The sequence below is a fragment of the Pedococcus aerophilus genome, assembly GCF_039532215.1.
GTDB lineage: Bacteria > Actinomycetota > Actinomycetes > Actinomycetales > Dermatophilaceae > Pedococcus > Pedococcus aerophilus.
This window is the reverse complement of the sequence record NZ_BAAARN010000001.1, coordinates 1,635,157-1,651,072: the sequence shown is the minus strand read 5'-3', so window position 1 is coordinate 1,651,072 and position 15,916 is coordinate 1,635,157. Positions and strand designations below refer to the sequence as shown.

The window sequence follows — 15,916 nt, the reverse complement described above, 5'->3', positions numbered from 1 at the left end:
GTGGGCTTACTGGGGCGGGCTGCCGGCGACGCCGCCGGCCGTGGCGATGGGGACGGCGAAGCCGATGCCCACGAAGAAGTTCTGCTGGGACGGGTTGGCGAGGCCGGTGACGATGCCGACGACCTGGCCGTCGCGGTTGAGCAGCGGGCCGCCGGAGTTGCCCGGGTTCACCGCCGCGTCGAACTGGATGAGCCCCTTGAGGGTCTGGCCCGAGGGGACGCTGATCGACCGGTCCAGCGCCGAGACCACACCGCCGCTGAGCGACTGGGTGAGCCCGAGCGGGTGACCGAGCGGGAAGACCTCGTCGCCGACCTGGGCGCCACCACCGAGGACGGCCGGCACGACGACCTCGGGCAGGCGCCCGGGCGTCAGCACCGCGGTGTCGCTGGTGGCCTCCTGCTCCTCGATCTGGGCGGTGGTCTGCGTGCCGTCGGCGAACCTGACCCTGATCGTGTCGGCCCCGTCGACGACGTGCAGGGCGGTGAGGATGGTGCCCTCGGCGCTGACGACGACACCGGCACCGGTGCCGTTCTGCTTGTCGTCCTCGCCGACGCCGGTCGTCGTGATCGTGACCAGTGACGGCAGCGCCGTCTGGTACGCCTTCGCGGCATCCGTCGGCGCCTTCCGCGCCTCCTCCTGCGCGTCGGCGATGCCCTGCTGCACCTGCTCCTGGACGTCTGCCTGCGTGAGGGGTGGCACGTCCGGTCCGCGGGTCAGGGCGAACACGGCCCCGGCGACCACGAGCAGAGCGGCGACCGCGGCGAGGGCGACCCAGCGGCGGGCGGGCCGGCGCCGTCCGGCAGGCGGAGCCTCGTCGCCCACCGGTCCCGAGGGGGTGTCGACGACCAACGGCGCAGGCACCCGGTCCACCTTCGGGAGCGTACGTCCGATCCGGGCGGGGCAACACCGGTCGACGGCATTCACGGGAAACTCTCAGGTTGCGGCACAGTCGACCGGCCGACGACCACCTTCCGGCCCGGCGCGGACCTCGTGTGCTGGGAACGGGGCGTCAGGTGCCGACGTGGTCGTCCGGCGGTGCGAGGGCGGGTGAGCAGTGACGTCGTAGGTTGAGCGGCATGGACAACGTCGTCTCCACCGTCGAGGAACTGCGGGCACTCCAGCTGGACCGGCTGCGCTGGAGCCTGGGGCACGCCTACGAGAACGTCCCCCACTACCGCGCCGCCTTCGACGCGGCCGGTGTGCACCCGAGCGACGTGCAGGACCTCGCCGACCTCGCGCGCTTCCCGTTCACGACCAAGGCGGACCTGCGCGACAACTACCCGTTCGGGATGTTCGCGGTGCCGCGCGAGCAGGTGTCCCGCATCCACGCGTCGAGCGGCACGACGGGCAAGCCGACGGTCGTCGGCTACACCCGCGACGACATCGACACCTGGGCCGAGGTGATGGCGCGCTCCATCGAGGCGGCGGGTGGCCGGCCGGGCGACCTGGTCCACATCGCCTACGGGTACGGCTTGTTCACCGGTGGGATCGGTGCGCACTACGGGGCCGAGCGCCTCGGCTGCACCGTCGTGCCGGTCAGCGGGGGCATGACCGAGCGCCAGGTCCAGCTCATCTCGGACTTCCGACCGCGCGTCATCATGGTCACGCCGTCCTACTTCCTCGCGATCCTCGACGAGATGGAGGCGCAGGGGATCGACCCGAAGGACACCTCGCTGGAGATCGGCATCTTCGGCGCCGAGCCGTGGACCGAGCAGATGCGCGAGGAGGTCCAGCGACGCAGCAACCTGAGGGCCGTGGACATCTACGGTCTCTCGGAGGTGATGGGGCCCGGCGTCTCGCAGGAGTCCGGGCAGACCCAGGACGGGTTGCACGTCTGGGAGGACCACTTCTACCCCGAGGTCGTCGACCCGATCACGGGGGAGGTGCTGCCGGACGGCGAGGAGGGTGAGCTGGTCTTCACCTCGCTCACGAAGCACGCGATGCCGGTGGTGCGCTACCGCACCCGCGACCTGACCACGCTGTTGCCCGGCACGGCGTACCCGCAGTTCCGGCGGATGGCCAAGATCACCGGCCGCAGCGACGACATGATGATCGTCCGCGGGGTCAACGTCTTCCCCTCGCAGGTCGAGGAGCACCTGCTCGCGATCGACGGGCTGACCCCGCACTACCTGTGCGTGCTGACCCGGCCGGGCCGGATGGACGAGCTCACCGTCCGGGTCGAGGCGGCGGAAGGCGTCGACGAGGCCCGCCGGTCGGCGCTCGGCGGGGAGCTCCGTTCGCGGGTCAAGGACCGCGTCGGGGTGACGATCGCCGTCGAGGTGCTCGCCCCGCACGCCCTCGAGCGCTCGCTGGGCAAGGCGAAGCGCATCGACGATCAGCGCAACCTGTGCTGACGACACCGGTTCCGCCCTGAGCGGACGAGGCTGTTCAGCCACCTGTAACGGTGTAATCATCATTACATGACAACCAAGACCACAGCAGAAGCATGGCTGGCCGGTCGGCTCCCCGCCGACTGGTTCACCGGGCCCGTCGAGGTCACCCGTGACCGCGACGAGCTCGTCATCGTCGGCACCCTCGCCGAGCCCGCGCTCGAGACCGACGCCGACGACACCACCGCCCGCGAGATCGCCGCGCGCGGCCGCATCACCTCCTTCCGCGAGGACACGCGCGAACGCCGCATCGAGATCGCCCGCGAGCTCGAGCACCTCTCCGGCCGCAAGGTCTCGTGGGGCGTGCGCGTCGGCGAGACCGAGGCGATGTTCACCCACCTGGCCGCACCCGTCATGACGCGGCTGCGCCAACCCGAGCGCCGCGTCCTCGACACGCTCGTCGAGGCCGGCGTCGCCAAGTCCCGTTCCGAGGCGCTCGCCTGGTGCGTCCGACTCGTCGGGGAGAAGTCCGACAGCTGGCTCGCCGAGCTGCGGACCGCGATGGAGCACGTGGACGAGGTCCGCAAGAAGGGTCCGGGGGCCTGATCGCCCACCGCTCGGGAGGTATGACGCGGGGCCGGCCGCGCGCCATACCGAGCCTGCAGGGGTGTGGGCCACACCGGGAGTCCGTCCGCCCACGGCGAACATGAGCCGACCCGGCTCAGGGTGGGGAACAGGCGGCCACGCACGGGCGTTCCCCGAACAAGCACCACGAGCAGGCCGGAATCGTCCCGATCAGGTATCGGTCGGCGGAAGGCGCGCGCGGGGCGCGCGTCGCACGGATAGCATCGAGGATGACTCGATAGGCAGGAGCAGAAGAGATGTTTGAACGGTTCACCGACCGGGCCCGTCGGGTTGTGGTGCTCGCGCAGGAAGAGGCGCGCATGCTCAACCACAACTACATCGGCACGGAGCACATCCTGCTCGGCCTCATCCACGAGGGTGAAGGCGTCGCCTCCAAGGCTCTGGAGAGCCTCGGTATCTCGCTGGAGTCGGTCCGCGAGCAGGTCCAGGAGATCATCGGCCAGGGCCAGCAGGCCCCCAGCGGCCACATCCCCTTCACGCCCCGGGCGAAGAAGGTCCTCGAGCTCAGCCTCCGCGAGGCGCTGCAGCTCGGCCACAACTACATCGGCACCGAGCACATCCTGCTCGGGCTCATCCGCGAGGGTGAGGGTGTCGCCGCACAGGTCCTCGTCAAGCTGGGGGCCGACCTCAACCGGGTGCGCCAGCAGGTCATCCAGCTGATCTCGGGCTACCAGGGCAAGGAGGGCCAGGCCACCGGTGCCGGCGGCGGCGTCCAGCAGGAGGGCACCCCCGCGGGCTCCCTCGTGCTCGACCAGTTCGGTCGCAACCTCACGATGGCCGCCCGCGAGGGCAAGCTCGACCCGGTCATCGGGCGCGAGAAGGAGATCGAGCGGGTCATGCAGGTGCTGTCCCGCCGCACCAAGAACAACCCGGTCCTCATCGGTGAGCCCGGCGTCGGCAAGACCGCCGTCGTCGAGGGCCTGGCGCAGGACATCGTCAAGGGCGAGGTGCCCGAGACCCTCAAGGACAAGCAGCTCTACACCCTCGACCTCGGCGCGCTCGTGGCCGGCAGCCGCTACCGCGGTGACTTCGAGGAGCGGCTGAAGAAGGTCCTCAAGGAGATCCGCACCCGCGGCGACATCATCTTGTTCATCGACGAGATCCACACCCTGGTGGGTGCGGGTGCCGCCGAGGGCGCGATCGACGCCGCGAGCATCCTCAAGCCGATGCTGGCCCGTGGTGAGCTCCAGACCATCGGTGCCACGACGCTCGACGAGTACCGCAAGCACATCGAGAAGGACTCGGCGCTCGAGCGCCGCTTCCAGCCGATCCAGGTCGCCGAGCCCACGCTCAGCCACGCGATCGAGATCCTCAAGGGCCTGCGCGACCGCTACGAGGCGCACCACCGCGTGTCCATCACGGACGCCGCGCTGGTCTCTGCGGCCAACCTCGCCGACCGCTACATCAACGACCGGTTCCTGCCGGACAAGGCGATCGACCTCATCGACGAGGCGGGCGCGCGGTTGCGCATCCGCCGGATGACCGCACCGCCGGACCTGCGCGAGTTCGACGACAAGATCGCCGCCGTGCGCCTGGAGAAGGAGTCGGCCATCGACGGCCAGGACTTCGAGAAGGCCGCCAGCCTGCGCGACGACGAGAAGAAGCTGCTCGCCCAGAAGGCCGAGCGCGAGTCGCAGTGGAAGTCCGGCGACATGGACGTCGTGGCCGAGGTCGACGAGGAGCTCATCGCCGAGGTCCTGGCTGCCAGCACCGGCATCCCGGTCTTCAAGCTCACCGAGGAGGAGTCCTCGCGGCTGCTCCACATGGAGGACGAGCTGCACAAGCGCGTGGTCGGCATGGACGACGCCATCAAGGCGATGTCCCAGGCGATCCGCCGCACCCGCGCCGGTCTGAAGGACCCGCGTCGTCCCGGTGGCTCGTTCATCTTCGCCGGTCCCACCGGTGTCGGTAAGACCGAGCTCGCCAAGACGCTCGCCGAGTTCCTCTTCGGCGACGAGGACAGCCTCATCCAGCTCGACATGTCGGAGTTCTCCGAGAAGCACACCGTGTCGCGGCTGTTCGGTTCGCCTCCCGGCTACGTCGGCTACGAAGAGGGTGGGCAGCTCACCGAGAAGGTGCGCCGCAAGCCGTTCTCCGTGGTGCTGTTCGACGAGGTCGAGAAGGCCCACCCGGACATCTTCAACTCGCTGCTCCAGGTGCTCGAGGACGGCCGCCTCACCGACTCCCAGGGTCGGATGGTCGACTTCAAGAACACCGTCATCATCATGACGACCAACCTCGGCACGCGGGACATCTCGAAGGGCTCCCTCGGCTTCTCGGCCGGCGCGGAGACCCGCAGCGACTACGACCGCATGAAGAACAAGGTCACGGACGAGCTCAAGCAGCATTTCCGTCCCGAGTTCCTCAACCGCGTCGACGACATCATCGTCTTCCCCCAGCTCACGCAGGAGGAGATCGTCCAGATCGTCGACCTCGAGATCGCCAAGCTGGACAAGCGACTCAAGGACAAGGACATGGGCATCGAGCTCACCGTCGAGGCCAAGAACGCGTTGGCCAAGAAGGGCTACGACCCCGTGCTCGGTGCGCGACCGCTGCGTCGCACCATCCAGCGCGAGATCGAGGACGTCCTGTCCGAGAAGATCCTCTACGGCGAGCTGAAGGCCGGCGAGCTCGTGCTCGTCAACGCCGACGGCGAGGGCAAGGCCGCGAAGTTCACCTTCGTGGGCACGCCGCACCCGAGCGGGATCGAGCTCCCTGTCGTCGAGACGGTGGGCGACAAGTCCGAGTGACGACCGGTATGGCGCGGGGGTGACCCCGCGCCATACCGCACCGCGAGAGGGCGGCACCCGCACCGGGTGCCGCCCTCTCGCGGTGCGGACGAAGAAAGTCCGCTGATCCTTCAACGCAGGCGGTCCCGTGGCGGTAACCCCCAGTGACACCGGCAACGACGTCGGTGAAACCACCCCCACCTGGAGGTCCCCATGCGTCACACGACCCGCACCGTCACGGCCATCGCAGCAGCCGGAGTTCTCGCCGGCGGAGCAGCATTCGGGATGAGCGCCACGGCGTCCGCCACCCCGACGAGCGCCCCGAAGGCTGCGCCCGTCCAGGCCGCGCCGGCCCTCACCGCCACGCAGGGCAGCAGCAGCCAGAGCCGTTTCCCCGGCGCAGCCATCGGGCTGTCCGAGAGCGGGACGAAGCTGTCCGTGTTCTCCGTGCACGTGCCGGCCCTGGCGCGCAGCCTGGGCACCATCTCCGGGCTCTCGGGTGACTCGCGCCTCGTCGGCCTCGACTGGCGTGTGCAGGACCGCAAGGTCTATGGCGTCGGCAACGCTGGTGGTGTCTACGTGCTCGACACGTCGAACGCCAAGGCCACCAAGGTCTCGCAGCTCACGATCGCGTTGTCAGGCAAGGACTTCGGCGTCGACTTCAACCCGGCCGCCGACCGCCTGCGCGTCATCAGCGACACCGGCCAGAACCTGCGCCACAACGTCAACGCCGGCGGCGTGACCCTCGAGGACAAGACCCTGGCCTACACGCCCGGGACCGCGGCGACCGGCGTGACGGCGGCGGGGTACACGAACAACGACCTCGAGGCGACGACGGGCACGACGCTGATCGACCTCGACACCAAGCTCGACCAGGGGGCGCTCCAGGTGCCGGCCAACGACGGCACGCTCTCGCTCACCGGCTCCCTGGGCATGGACGTCTCGCCGGTTGCCGGCTTCGACATCCTGAGCACCGTGCGCGACGGCGCGACCACGAGCAACACCGGCTACGCGACGCTGCGCAAGGAGGGGTCGTCCAAGGCCGCGCTCTACCGGGTCGACCTGCTCACCGGCGACACGCACCGTGTCGGGTCGTTCACGAAGATCGACGTCGCCGACCTCACTGTGCTGCCGCCCCGCTGATCGCCCTCTAGTCTCGGTCGACGAGTCGTCGACGCGCAGGAGCAACAGGGTGGCACCGTGGAACCCGTCGCGCGCCGGCGCCCCCGACCCCGTCACGGGGCGGGAGGCGCTGGCGCGTCAGGGGTATGCCCTCCACGGCGCCGAGCTCTACCGGGCTGCGCTCAGCTGGCTCGGTGACGACGCGACCGCGCAGGACGCGGTGCAGGAGACCATCGTCCGGGCCTGGCGTGCAGCCGACAGGTTCGACCCGGCACGCGGGTCGCTGCGCACGTGGTTGTTCGCGATCCTGCGCAACGTGGTCCGCGACCAGTACGCCGCGCGGTCGCGGACGCCGGTCCCGGTCGACACCCAGCCCCAGTCCGGAGGAGTCCCGCCGATGACCGAACGCCTCGACGTCGCAGCCACCGGGCCCGCCCATGCCCCGGATCCGTCCGAGCGCGTCGCGGACGCCGACCTCGTGACCCGGGCCCTCGGGCAGGTCAGCGCCGACCACCGCACGGCGATCGTCGAGACCTACCTGCGCGACCGGCCGTACGACGACGTGGCGGCCGAGCTGGGCGTGTCGGTCAGCACCCTGCGCAGCCGGGTGTTCCACGGGCTGAAGAACCTGAGAACTGCCATCACCACCCTGGAGGTCGAGCGATGAACCCGACGCACGAAGAGCTTCGTGAGGCCATCGGCGCCTACGTCCTCGGCCAGCTCGACGACGACCTGCGTGTGCAGCTCGAAGCGCACCTGGCCGGGTGCGACGAGTGCCGGGCGGAGGTGGCCGAGCTGGCCCCCCTGGTGCCCGCCCTGCGCCAGGTCGACCCCGACCGCATCGTCGCCTCCGACGTGGCGCCGCCGCCCGCCCTGGACGACCGCATCGCCCGGGCGCTCGCCCTGCAGGGCTCCACCCCGGTCGGCCTCGTGGCGGCCCCGGTCGAGGGTGCAGCCCACCCGCGGTTCGCCGCCCGCCGACGCTGGGTGCCGGCGGTCGCCGGCGCGCTCGTCGGTGCTGCTGCAGCCACCGCGCTCGTCCTCGCCCTGACCTCGGGGCAGGACGCGCCGGCGGGACCCACGGTCATCGCCGTCCCCCAGGTGCAGGCGGCCTCGGGGGTGCAGGCCGTCGCCGGCCTCGTCGACCACACCTGGGGAGTCGAGCTCAAGCTCGAGGCCACCGGGCTGCCGGCGGGGGAGGCCTACGACGTGATGGTCATCGACGATGCGGGCAGGGAGTACGACGCCGGTGCGTTCCTCGGGGTCTCCGGGCGCAAGGTCGTCTGCAGCATGAACTCCTCGGTGCTGCTCGCCGACGCCGCACGCTTCGAGGTCGTCGACCCCGGGGGCGCGGTGGTCATCAGCGGCCCGATCCCTTCCTGACCCCGTGCTGATCGTGTCCTGATCCCTTTGCCGCGGGTCAGGTCAGGCGGTCGAGCATCTCCTTCATGTAGCCGATCTGCACCGACTGGGTCACGTGGATCTCGTCGCCGAGCTGGGTGACCACCTCGTCGGTGCCGTCGCGGTGCTGCTGAACCACCATGGCGAGCGCCCCCTCGTGGTGGGCGGTCATCAGCCGCAGCCACAGGGTGTCGGCCTCGCGTCCGGTCGCCTCGGAGAGCTCGGTGAGCTGCGCCTGCGTCGCCATGCCGGGCATCGCCCCGTGGTCGTGGGCGGCGCCGGCGCCGTACTCGGGGTTGGCGGCCTGGGGCGGGACGCTCTGGTTCTTGCCCTCGAGCCACTTGGCCATCGCGTCGATCTCGGGACGCTGCTCGTCGGAGATGCGGGCGGCGAGCGACTTCACCTGGCCGTCGGAGAGCCGGTCCTGCACGAGCGAGACCATGACGATGGCCTGGGCGTGGTGGACGATCATGTCCTGCATGAAGCGGACGTCCGCCTCGAGCACCTTGCCCGGTGTCGTGGGCAGCGCTGCCGACCCGGTCAGCGAGGCGTTCGGCTCACCCGGGGCACCGGGCTGCAGGACCGGGGCCGTGGGGGAGGTCGCCGTCGTGGCGGGGGTCTGCGCGTCGGCCGAGCAGCCCGACAGCACGAGTGCTGCGCCCAGGACGAGGCCGGCGGCGGCAGCGCTGCGCGAGCGGCCGGGTCGCGGTGTGCGGGCACGACGAAGAGCCTCGTGGCACTGGTTGCTCATCGCCTCACCCTAACCGCAATTTTTTACCGGAAGCAGGACAAAGCACCCTTGTGATGCGGGTACGGCCCCGGGCAGGGTGGTCGGAACGTCGTGATTCCGCCGCTGAAGGGGCGTCGGAGCGGACGCCTCTACGGCAGGAGCCTGCGAGATGAGAATGCGTCACATGGTGCTCGGCACCACCGCCGCGCTCGCCCTCACCATCCCGGCCACTGCGGCATTCGCCGCGGACGGGGTCGGCAAGTCCGGCACCCAGCTGGGACCGGACGAGATCGGGCGCAGCCAGAACGTCGAACACCTGATCAACCTCCCGAGCAGCGGACCCCTCGCGGGCGCGACCGGGACCGACATCGCCTTCCAGGACGACATGGCGTTCGTCGGCAACTACAACGGCTTCGTCATCTACGACGTGAAGAAGCCCAGCAGCCCGCGGATGGTGGCGCAGGTCAGCTGCCCCGGCGCGCAGAATGACATCACGGTCTCGGGAGACCTGCTCTACCTGTCGACCGACTCCTCGCGGTCGGACAACTCCTGCACCTCGGTGCCGCAGTCCGCGACGATCAAGGAGTCGTGGGAGGGCATCAAGATCTTCGACATCTCGGACGTGAAGAACCCGAGGTACATCAAGTCGGTCGAGACGTCGTGTGGTTCGCACACCCACTCGTTGATCCCCGGCAAGAAGGCCGACGTCCTCTACGTGTCGAGCTACTCGCCGAACGAGACGTTCCCGGACTGCAAGCCGCCGCACGACTCGATCACGATCATCGAGGTGCCCAAGAAGGCCCCGACGACCGCGAAGGTCGTGGCCGAGCCGAACCTGTTCCCCGACGGTGGCTACACCAACACCTCGGGTTGTCACGACATCACGGTGAACCCCGCCAGGGGCATCGCGGCCGGTGCGTGCATGGGTGACGGCATCATCCTGGACATCAAGAACCCGGTCGCGCCCAAGGTGGTCGAGCGCGTGCGTGACACGACGAACTTCGCGTTCTGGCACTCGGCGACGTTCAACAACGCCGGCACCAAGGTCGTCTTCACGGACGAGCTCGGCGGCGGCGGCGCGGCCACCTGCAACGCGGCGATCGGCCCGAACCGTGGCGCCAACGGCATCTACGACCTGAGCAAGGACAACAAGCTCAGCTTCAAGTCGTACTACAAGATCCAGCGCCACCAGTTCGACTCCGAGAACTGCGTCGCCCACAACGGCTCGCTGATCCCCGTCGAGGGCCGTGACGTCATGGTGCAGTCCTGGTACATGGGCGGCACGAGCTTCTGGGACTTCACCGACAGCTCCAACCCCAAGGAGATCGGGTACTTCGAGCGCGGCCCGGCGGGCCCGGCAGGTGGTGGCGGCGGCACGTGGTCGTCCTACTACTACAACGGCCACGTCTACTCCTCCGACCTCGGCAAGGGCTTCGACGTCCTGCGCATCACGGACAAGTCCCTGAGCAAGGCGGCCAAGGTGAAGATGGACCAGCTCAACGTGCAGACCCAGCCGATCTACAAGGTCAAGTGACCGCCTGACCTGCACCACCCGCACGACCCCGCCGGCGCGCGCCCGGCGGGCACCGGTGGCTGGACCCCAGGGGGTCGGGCCACCGCCGTGCTCGGGCCACCGCCGTGCTCGGGCCACCGCCGTGCTCGGGCCACCGCCGTGCCGGCCGGACGCGCGGGGAGGTCGGCGTGCGCAGGCCGTACGGCGTCGCGCCGTACCCTGTTGCGCGTGGTTCCTCCCTCCCTTTCCGACTCCGTGCGTGACTCCCTGCCCCGTCGTTCGGTCCTGCTCGGGCTGCTCGCTGCGCCGCTGACGCTCGCCGCCTGCACCAAGGACGAGAAGAAGGCAGCCCCCGCCTCGTCGTCCACGACGACGTCCCCGACCACTGCCGCGACGCCCGGCCCGCCCCGCGTGAGCGGCAAGGGCCTGCCCGCGGACCTGCTCACCGTCATGACGACCGTCTACCTCGGGGGCAAGGTCCCGGCCGGTGGACCTGTCGCCACCGCTCTCGCCAAGCGCAAGGTCGGGAAGAAGGCCCTCACGGTCACCGGGTCGACCGCGAGCTGGAAGGGCGTGCCCATCGCGACCGTGGTGCAGGGCAAGGACGTCACCCTGCTGGTCAAGGGCAAGTCGGGCTCGTCCTGGCAGGTCGTCGGTGGCTGGTGGCCTTCGCTGAAGGTGTCGCGTGCGCCGTTCGCGGCGATGCGGGTGCTGGCGATCGGGTCGGACGCGCGCACGCCGCAGCCGGTCGAGAAGTGCCGCGCGGACGCGCTGCACATCATCGGCGTGGACCCCAAGGGCGTCGGCGGGATCGTCGGCATCCCGCGCGACTCGTGGGTGCCGCTGGCCAGCGGTGGCAACGGCAAGGTCAACGCCGCCCTCGTCTTCGGCGGCGTCAAGGGGCAGGTCGACACCGTGGCCAGGGCGACGGGCGTCCCCATCGACGGGTACGTCATCGCCGGGTTCAAGGGATTCAAGGACATGGTCCGGGCGATCGGCGGCATCGTGTACTTCGCCGACCGGGCGCTCGACGACCACGAGGGCATGAAGGTCACGAAGAAGGGCAAGAACCTCCTCGACGCCCAGCGCGCCCTGGCCTTCGCCCGGGAGCGCAAGAACCTGCCGAACGGCGACTTCGGCCGTTCTGCCCACCAGGGTGAGCTGATCAAGGCCGGCATGGTGATGGCCAGGGCCATGGGACCCGCGCGCCTCGCCGGCCTGCTCGGGAAGATGGCGCCCCACCTCGGCACGAACCTCACCCCCGCCCAGGTGCTGAACCTCTCGGCCGGCGTCTTCGTCGGCAGCCCTGCGTCGGTGCGCAACGTGGTCGTGCCGGGATCGATCGGCACCCGGGAGCGCCAGTCGGTCGTGCTCCTCGGCGGCTCGGCTCGCAGCACGTTCAAGGACATCCGGAACGGCCGGCTCGGTGCGTGAGCGCCGCCACCCCCTTCGGGGGCCGTCGTGATCATCCGTCGGGCGCGGACCAGCGACATCCGCGGGATCCGTGAGCTCGTGCGACCGCACGCCGAGTCCCGCGTCCTCGTGTCCAAGGACGCGGTCACGTACTACGAGTCCGTCCAGCAGTTCCGCGTCGCCGAGGACCTGGGCAGCGAACCCAGGCTGCTCGCGTGCGGCGCCCTGCACGTCATGTGGGAGGACCTCGCCGAGATCCGCACGCTGGCGGTCGACCCGAGCGCCAAGGGCCGGGGGGTCGGTTCCGACCTCCTCGAGGCGCTCCTCGCAGACGCGCGCGATCTCGGGGTGGAGCGGGTCTTCTGCCTCACCTTCGAGGTCGACTTCTTCGCCCGGCACGGCTTCGAGGTGATCGAGGGCCAGGCCGTCGAGCCCGAGGTGTATGCCGAGCTCGTGCGGTCCTACGACGAGGGTGTCGCCGAGTTCCTCGACCTCGAGCGGGTCAAGCCCAACACCCTCGGCAACACCCGCATGCTCCTCACCCTCTGAGCCGCACCAGCAGGCGTCAGGGAGGGGCCGGGTGGGCCTCGGGACGGCGGGTCACGCGGATGCGGATCGAGGCGGCCAGGACGATGACGAGCAGGCCGGCGATCACGCCGAAGCCCAGCTGCGGGATCAGCGGCAGCGAGATGCCGATGCCGCCGCCGACGACCCAGGCGATCTGCAGGACCGTCTCGGACCACGCGAAGACCCGGGTGCGGACCCGCTCGTCGATGTCGCGCTGCACGACGGCGTCGCTGCTCAGCTTGATGAGCTGGGCGGCCAGACCGGCGACGAGGCCGAGCACCAGCAGGGTCACGAGCGAGTAGAAGACGGCAGCGACGAGCGCGGCCACGACGTCGGCGATGAGGGCGACGGCGATGATGACGTCGGGGCGCAGCTTGCGAAGGGCGTTGCCGATCACCGTGCCGAGGGCGTTGCCGGCCCCGGCGGCGCCCACGACCAGCCCCAGCACGAGCGTGCCGCTGTACCCGGGGATCGGGTGCTCACGCATGAGGAACGCCATGAAGAGGGTGAGGAAGCCGGTGAGCAGCCGGGCTCCGATGGCGCTGGTCAGGGCGACGAGCACCGCGGTGGGCAGCGCAGCGACCCGGGCCCGCAGTCGGCGCGCGAGACCGGTCCGTCCCTCCTCCCGCGGCGGGACGGGCACCGGCCCGGTGTCCTCGATGTCGAGCTCGCCGAGGCTGGAGTCGACCCGCGCGGGGAGCCGGATGGCGAGCACCGTGCCGACGACGTAGATGAGGAACGCGAGGCGCAGCGACCACTCCGGCCCGACCTGGGCGGCTGCCCCCGCGATCCCACCGCCGACCGCCATCCCGGCGACCCCCGCGAGGGCGTTGCGCGAGTTGGCGTTGACAAGGCTGAAACCCGCGGGCAGCAACCGGGGCACGGCGGAGGCGCGGGTCACGCCATACGCCTTGGACGCGACGAGGCACCCGAGGGCCGCGGGGAACAACCACGGTGAGTCGTTGGCCACGGCGCCCGCCAGCACCCAGCAGAGGAAGGCGCGCAGGGCCAGGGTCGTGCCGATGGCCCAGCGCCGACCGTGCCGGAACCGGTCGAGCAGCGGCCCGATGAAGGGTGCCAGCAGGGCGAACGGCGCCATGGTGAGCAGCAGGAACTGCGCCACCTGGCCGCGCGCCTCGTCGGTGGGGATCGCGAAGATCGTCCCTGCGAGGCTGACCGTGAGGGCCGCGTCACCGGCGAGGTTGACGAAGTGCAGCTCGATGATCCGGGCGAGGCCGGTCTCGCCCGCGCCCGAGGAGCTGGTGTAGGCCCGCGCCCGACGGGCCCCGGCCCGGCCGCCACGACCGGCGAGCCGGGCACCGGCCACGGTGCCGCGGCCGATCGCCCGACCGGTGGCGGACGCACCGTGCCGCAGCGCTGTCGCTGCCCTGCGGTTGCGCGGACCGTCCACCGGCGGCGTGCTCATCTCAGCTCGTCCCGCGGGAGCCGGGGAGCTGGAAGAGGTCGCGGGGCAGGGGCTCGACCAGGCCGTCGGCGACGAGCGAGTCGAGGCAGCGCTCACGCTGGAGGGCGTTGTCGGACACCGCCTCGAGGGCTGCCCTCGGGACGGGGCCGGGGCTCTCGCGCAGCCGACGCAGCAGGGCGCCGCGCATCTGCCGGTCGGTGCCGGCCCACGCCTGGCCGCGCCGCGGCGGACCCTCGTGGGCCGGGCGGCCACGCAGCTGCCACCGGCACAGGTCGCTGATGGGGCACTCGCCGCAGCGAGGAGCGCGGGCGGTGCAGACCAGGGCACCGAGCTCCATGACCGCGACGCTCCACGTGCGGGCCCGGTCCGGGTCGGTTGGGACCAGGCTCGTCGCGAGGGTGTGCTCGGCGCGGGTGGGGGAGGCCGCGGCGTACTGGTCGCCGGTGACGGCGCGGGCGATCACCCGGCGAACGTTGGTGTCGACCACCACGGTCCGCTCGCCGAACGCGAAGGTCGCCACCGCCGCCGCGGTGTACGCGCCCACCCCTGGCAGCGTCGACAGCTCGGCCTCGCTCATCGGCACCTTGCCGCCGTGGCGCTCGGTCATCGCGACCGCGGCCGAGTGCAGGCGCAGGGCCCGGCGCGGGTAGCCGAGGCGGCCCCAGGCGCGCACGGCCTCACCGGGTGCGTCGGCGGCGAGGTCGGTCGGCTCGGGCCAGCGCGTCATCCACTCGACCCAGACCGGCAGGACGCGGGCCACCGGCGTCTGCTGGAGCATCACCTCGGAGACGAAGATCCCCCACGCGGTGGCGTCGGAGCGCCGCCAGGGCAGGTCGCGCTGGGCGCCGGAGTACCACTCCAGGACACGCTCGTGCAGCCCTCCGGGTGCGTCCCCCCCGCTGGCTGCGCCGACGAGTGAACCGGTCACACGTAGCGTTCGAGGATGCTCGACTCGGCGAGGCGCGACAGGCCCTCGCGGACCGCGCGGGCGCGGCCCTCGCCGACCCCCTCGACGTCCATGAGCTCCTCGAGGTTGGCGGCCAGCAGCTTCTGGAGGCTGCCGAAGTGGTCGACGAGCCGGTCGACGATCGCGCCCGGCAGGCGGGGGACCTTGCTCAGCAGGCGGTAGCCGCAGGGGCTGACCGCGGAGTCGAGGGCGTCGCCACCGATGGCGAACCCGACCGCCTTGGCGCCGGCCGAGAGGTCGAGCAGCTCGGTGGAGGTGAGCTCCTCGAGGGCGGCCATCGCCTCCTCGAGGGTGAGCCCGCCCCGGCTGACAGGCAGGTAGTCGCGGATGACGAGCTCGCGGTCGTTGCCGAGGCCGCCGGTGAGCTCCTCGAGCTGGAGGGTGAGCAGTCGTCCGTCGACGCCGAGCTCGACGACGTAGCCCGAGATCTCGTCGCGGATGCGGCGCACCATCTCGAGGCGCTGCAGGACGCTGGCGACGTCGCGGACGGTCACGAGGTCCTCGATCTCGAGGGCCGACAGCGTGCCGGTGACCTCGTCGAGGCGCGACTTGTAGCGCTCGAGGGTCTGCAGTGCCTGGTTGGCACGGGACAGGATCGCCAGCGAGTCCTCGAGGACGTGGCGGCGGCCGTCGACGTAGAGCGCGACGATGCGCATCGACTGGCTCACCGAGACCACGGGGTACCCCGTCTGCTTGGCAACGCGCTCGGCGGTGCGGTGCCGGGTGCCGGACTCGCTGGTCTCGATCGACGGGTCGGGGACGAGCTGGGTCGCGGCTCGCAGGATGCGCGACACCTCCCGGTCGACGACGATCGCGCCGTCCATCTTGGCCAGCTCGCGCAGGCGGGTCGCCGAGAACTCGACGTCGAGCGGGAAGCCGCCCGTCGCGAGGCTCTCGACGGTGCGGTCGTAGCCGAGGACGATCAGGGCGCCGGTGCGGCCGCGCAGGATGCGCTCGAGGCCGTCACGGAGTTCGGTGCCCGGCGCCACTGCGGCGAGGGTCGCGCGGAGCGCGTCGTCCTCGCGAAGATCCACTTCTCAAACCCCTTGTATGCCGCCGGTCCGGTCTGCCGC

The 15,916-nt window shown here is 70.9% G+C and carries 14 protein-coding genes; 9 read left to right on the top strand and 5 right to left on the bottom strand.

Annotation, left to right across the window (positions count from 1 at the left end; all coding sequences use genetic code 11):
- Positions 1-6: 6 nt before the first annotated feature.
- The gene (locus ABD286_RS07825) at positions 7-861 is read right to left on the bottom strand and encodes a S1C family serine protease (RefSeq protein ID WP_344191882.1); all 855 of its coding nucleotides are present in this window, start codon (positions 859-861) and stop codon (positions 7-9) included.
- Between the two features lie 215 nt (positions 862-1,076).
- Here ABD286_RS07825 and paaK point away from each other — a divergent pair, with 215 nt between their 5' ends.
- From paaK to ABD286_RS07795, 6 genes are all read left to right on the top strand, one after another.
- On the top strand, positions 1,077-2,354 hold the full coding sequence (gene paaK, locus ABD286_RS07820) for a phenylacetate--CoA ligase PaaK (RefSeq protein WP_344191879.1): 1,278 nt from the start codon (positions 1,077-1,079) through the stop codon (positions 2,352-2,354).
- A 66-nt stretch (positions 2,355-2,420) separates the two neighbouring features.
- The gene (locus ABD286_RS07815) at positions 2,421-2,936 is read left to right on the top strand and encodes a hypothetical protein (protein ID WP_344191877.1); all 516 of its coding nucleotides are present in this window, start codon (positions 2,421-2,423) and stop codon (positions 2,934-2,936) included.
- Between the two features lie 275 nt (positions 2,937-3,211).
- Complete coding sequence (locus ABD286_RS07810; RefSeq protein ID WP_344191875.1) at positions 3,212-5,725, top strand: ATP-dependent Clp protease ATP-binding subunit; 2,514 nt, start codon at positions 3,212-3,214, stop codon at positions 5,723-5,725.
- A 192-nt stretch (positions 5,726-5,917) separates the two neighbouring features.
- Positions 5,918-6,847 carry a DUF4394 domain-containing protein gene (locus ABD286_RS07805; protein WP_344191873.1) on the top strand — a complete coding sequence of 310 codons (930 nt, stop codon included), beginning with the start codon at positions 5,918-5,920 and terminating at the stop codon, positions 6,845-6,847.
- Between the two features lie 49 nt (positions 6,848-6,896).
- Positions 6,897-7,493 carry an RNA polymerase sigma factor gene (locus tag ABD286_RS07800; RefSeq protein ID WP_344191871.1) on the top strand — a complete coding sequence of 199 codons (597 nt, stop codon included), beginning with the start codon at positions 6,897-6,899 and terminating at the stop codon, positions 7,491-7,493.
- Positions 7,490-8,209, top strand: a complete 720-nt coding sequence (locus tag ABD286_RS07795; protein ID WP_344191869.1) for an anti-sigma factor — start codon at positions 7,490-7,492, stop codon at positions 8,207-8,209. Before ABD286_RS07800 ends, ABD286_RS07795 begins: the two co-directional genes overlap by 4 nt.
- Positions 8,210-8,246: 37 nt before the next feature.
- Here ABD286_RS07795 and ABD286_RS07790 read toward each other — a convergent pair whose 3' ends face one another.
- Entirely contained in the window at positions 8,247-8,978 is a 732-nt protein-coding gene (locus tag ABD286_RS07790) for a DUF305 domain-containing protein (protein ID WP_344191867.1), read from the bottom strand.
- A gap of 163 nt (positions 8,979-9,141) precedes the next feature.
- Here ABD286_RS07790 and ABD286_RS07785 point away from each other — a divergent pair, with 163 nt between their 5' ends.
- The 3 genes from ABD286_RS07785 (at position 9,142) to ABD286_RS07775 (ending at position 12,432) form a co-directional block, all read left to right on the top strand.
- Positions 9,142-10,491 (top strand): LVIVD repeat-containing protein, encoded by a 1,350-nt coding sequence (locus ABD286_RS07785; protein WP_344191865.1) that lies wholly within the window; start codon positions 9,142-9,144, stop codon positions 10,489-10,491.
- A gap of 207 nt (positions 10,492-10,698) precedes the next feature.
- Complete coding sequence (locus tag ABD286_RS07780; protein WP_344191863.1) at positions 10,699-11,904, top strand: LCP family protein; 1,206 nt, start codon at positions 10,699-10,701, stop codon at positions 11,902-11,904.
- 27 nt (positions 11,905-11,931) lie between these two features.
- The gene (locus ABD286_RS07775; RefSeq protein WP_344191861.1) at positions 11,932-12,432 is read left to right on the top strand and encodes an amino-acid N-acetyltransferase; all 501 of its coding nucleotides are present in this window, start codon (positions 11,932-11,934) and stop codon (positions 12,430-12,432) included.
- Positions 12,433-12,448: 16 nt separating this feature from the next.
- Here ABD286_RS07775 and ABD286_RS07770 read toward each other — a convergent pair whose 3' ends face one another.
- The 3 genes from ABD286_RS07770 to disA are packed head-to-tail and all read right to left on the bottom strand — an operon-like array spanning position 12,449 to position 15,877.
- On the bottom strand, positions 12,449-13,876 hold the full coding sequence (locus ABD286_RS07770) for an MFS transporter (protein WP_344191859.1): 1,428 nt from the start codon (positions 13,874-13,876) through the stop codon (positions 12,449-12,451).
- A 1-nt stretch (position 13,877) separates the two neighbouring features.
- Positions 13,878-14,804, bottom strand: a complete 927-nt coding sequence (locus tag ABD286_RS07765) for an HhH-GPD family protein (protein WP_344191857.1) — start codon at positions 14,802-14,804, stop codon at positions 13,878-13,880.
- Complete coding sequence (disA, locus tag ABD286_RS07760; RefSeq protein WP_344191855.1) at positions 14,801-15,877, bottom strand: DNA integrity scanning diadenylate cyclase DisA; 1,077 nt, start codon at positions 15,875-15,877, stop codon at positions 14,801-14,803. The genes ABD286_RS07765 and disA overlap by 4 nt, the downstream gene beginning before the upstream one ends.
- Positions 15,878-15,916 lie beyond the last annotated feature (39 nt).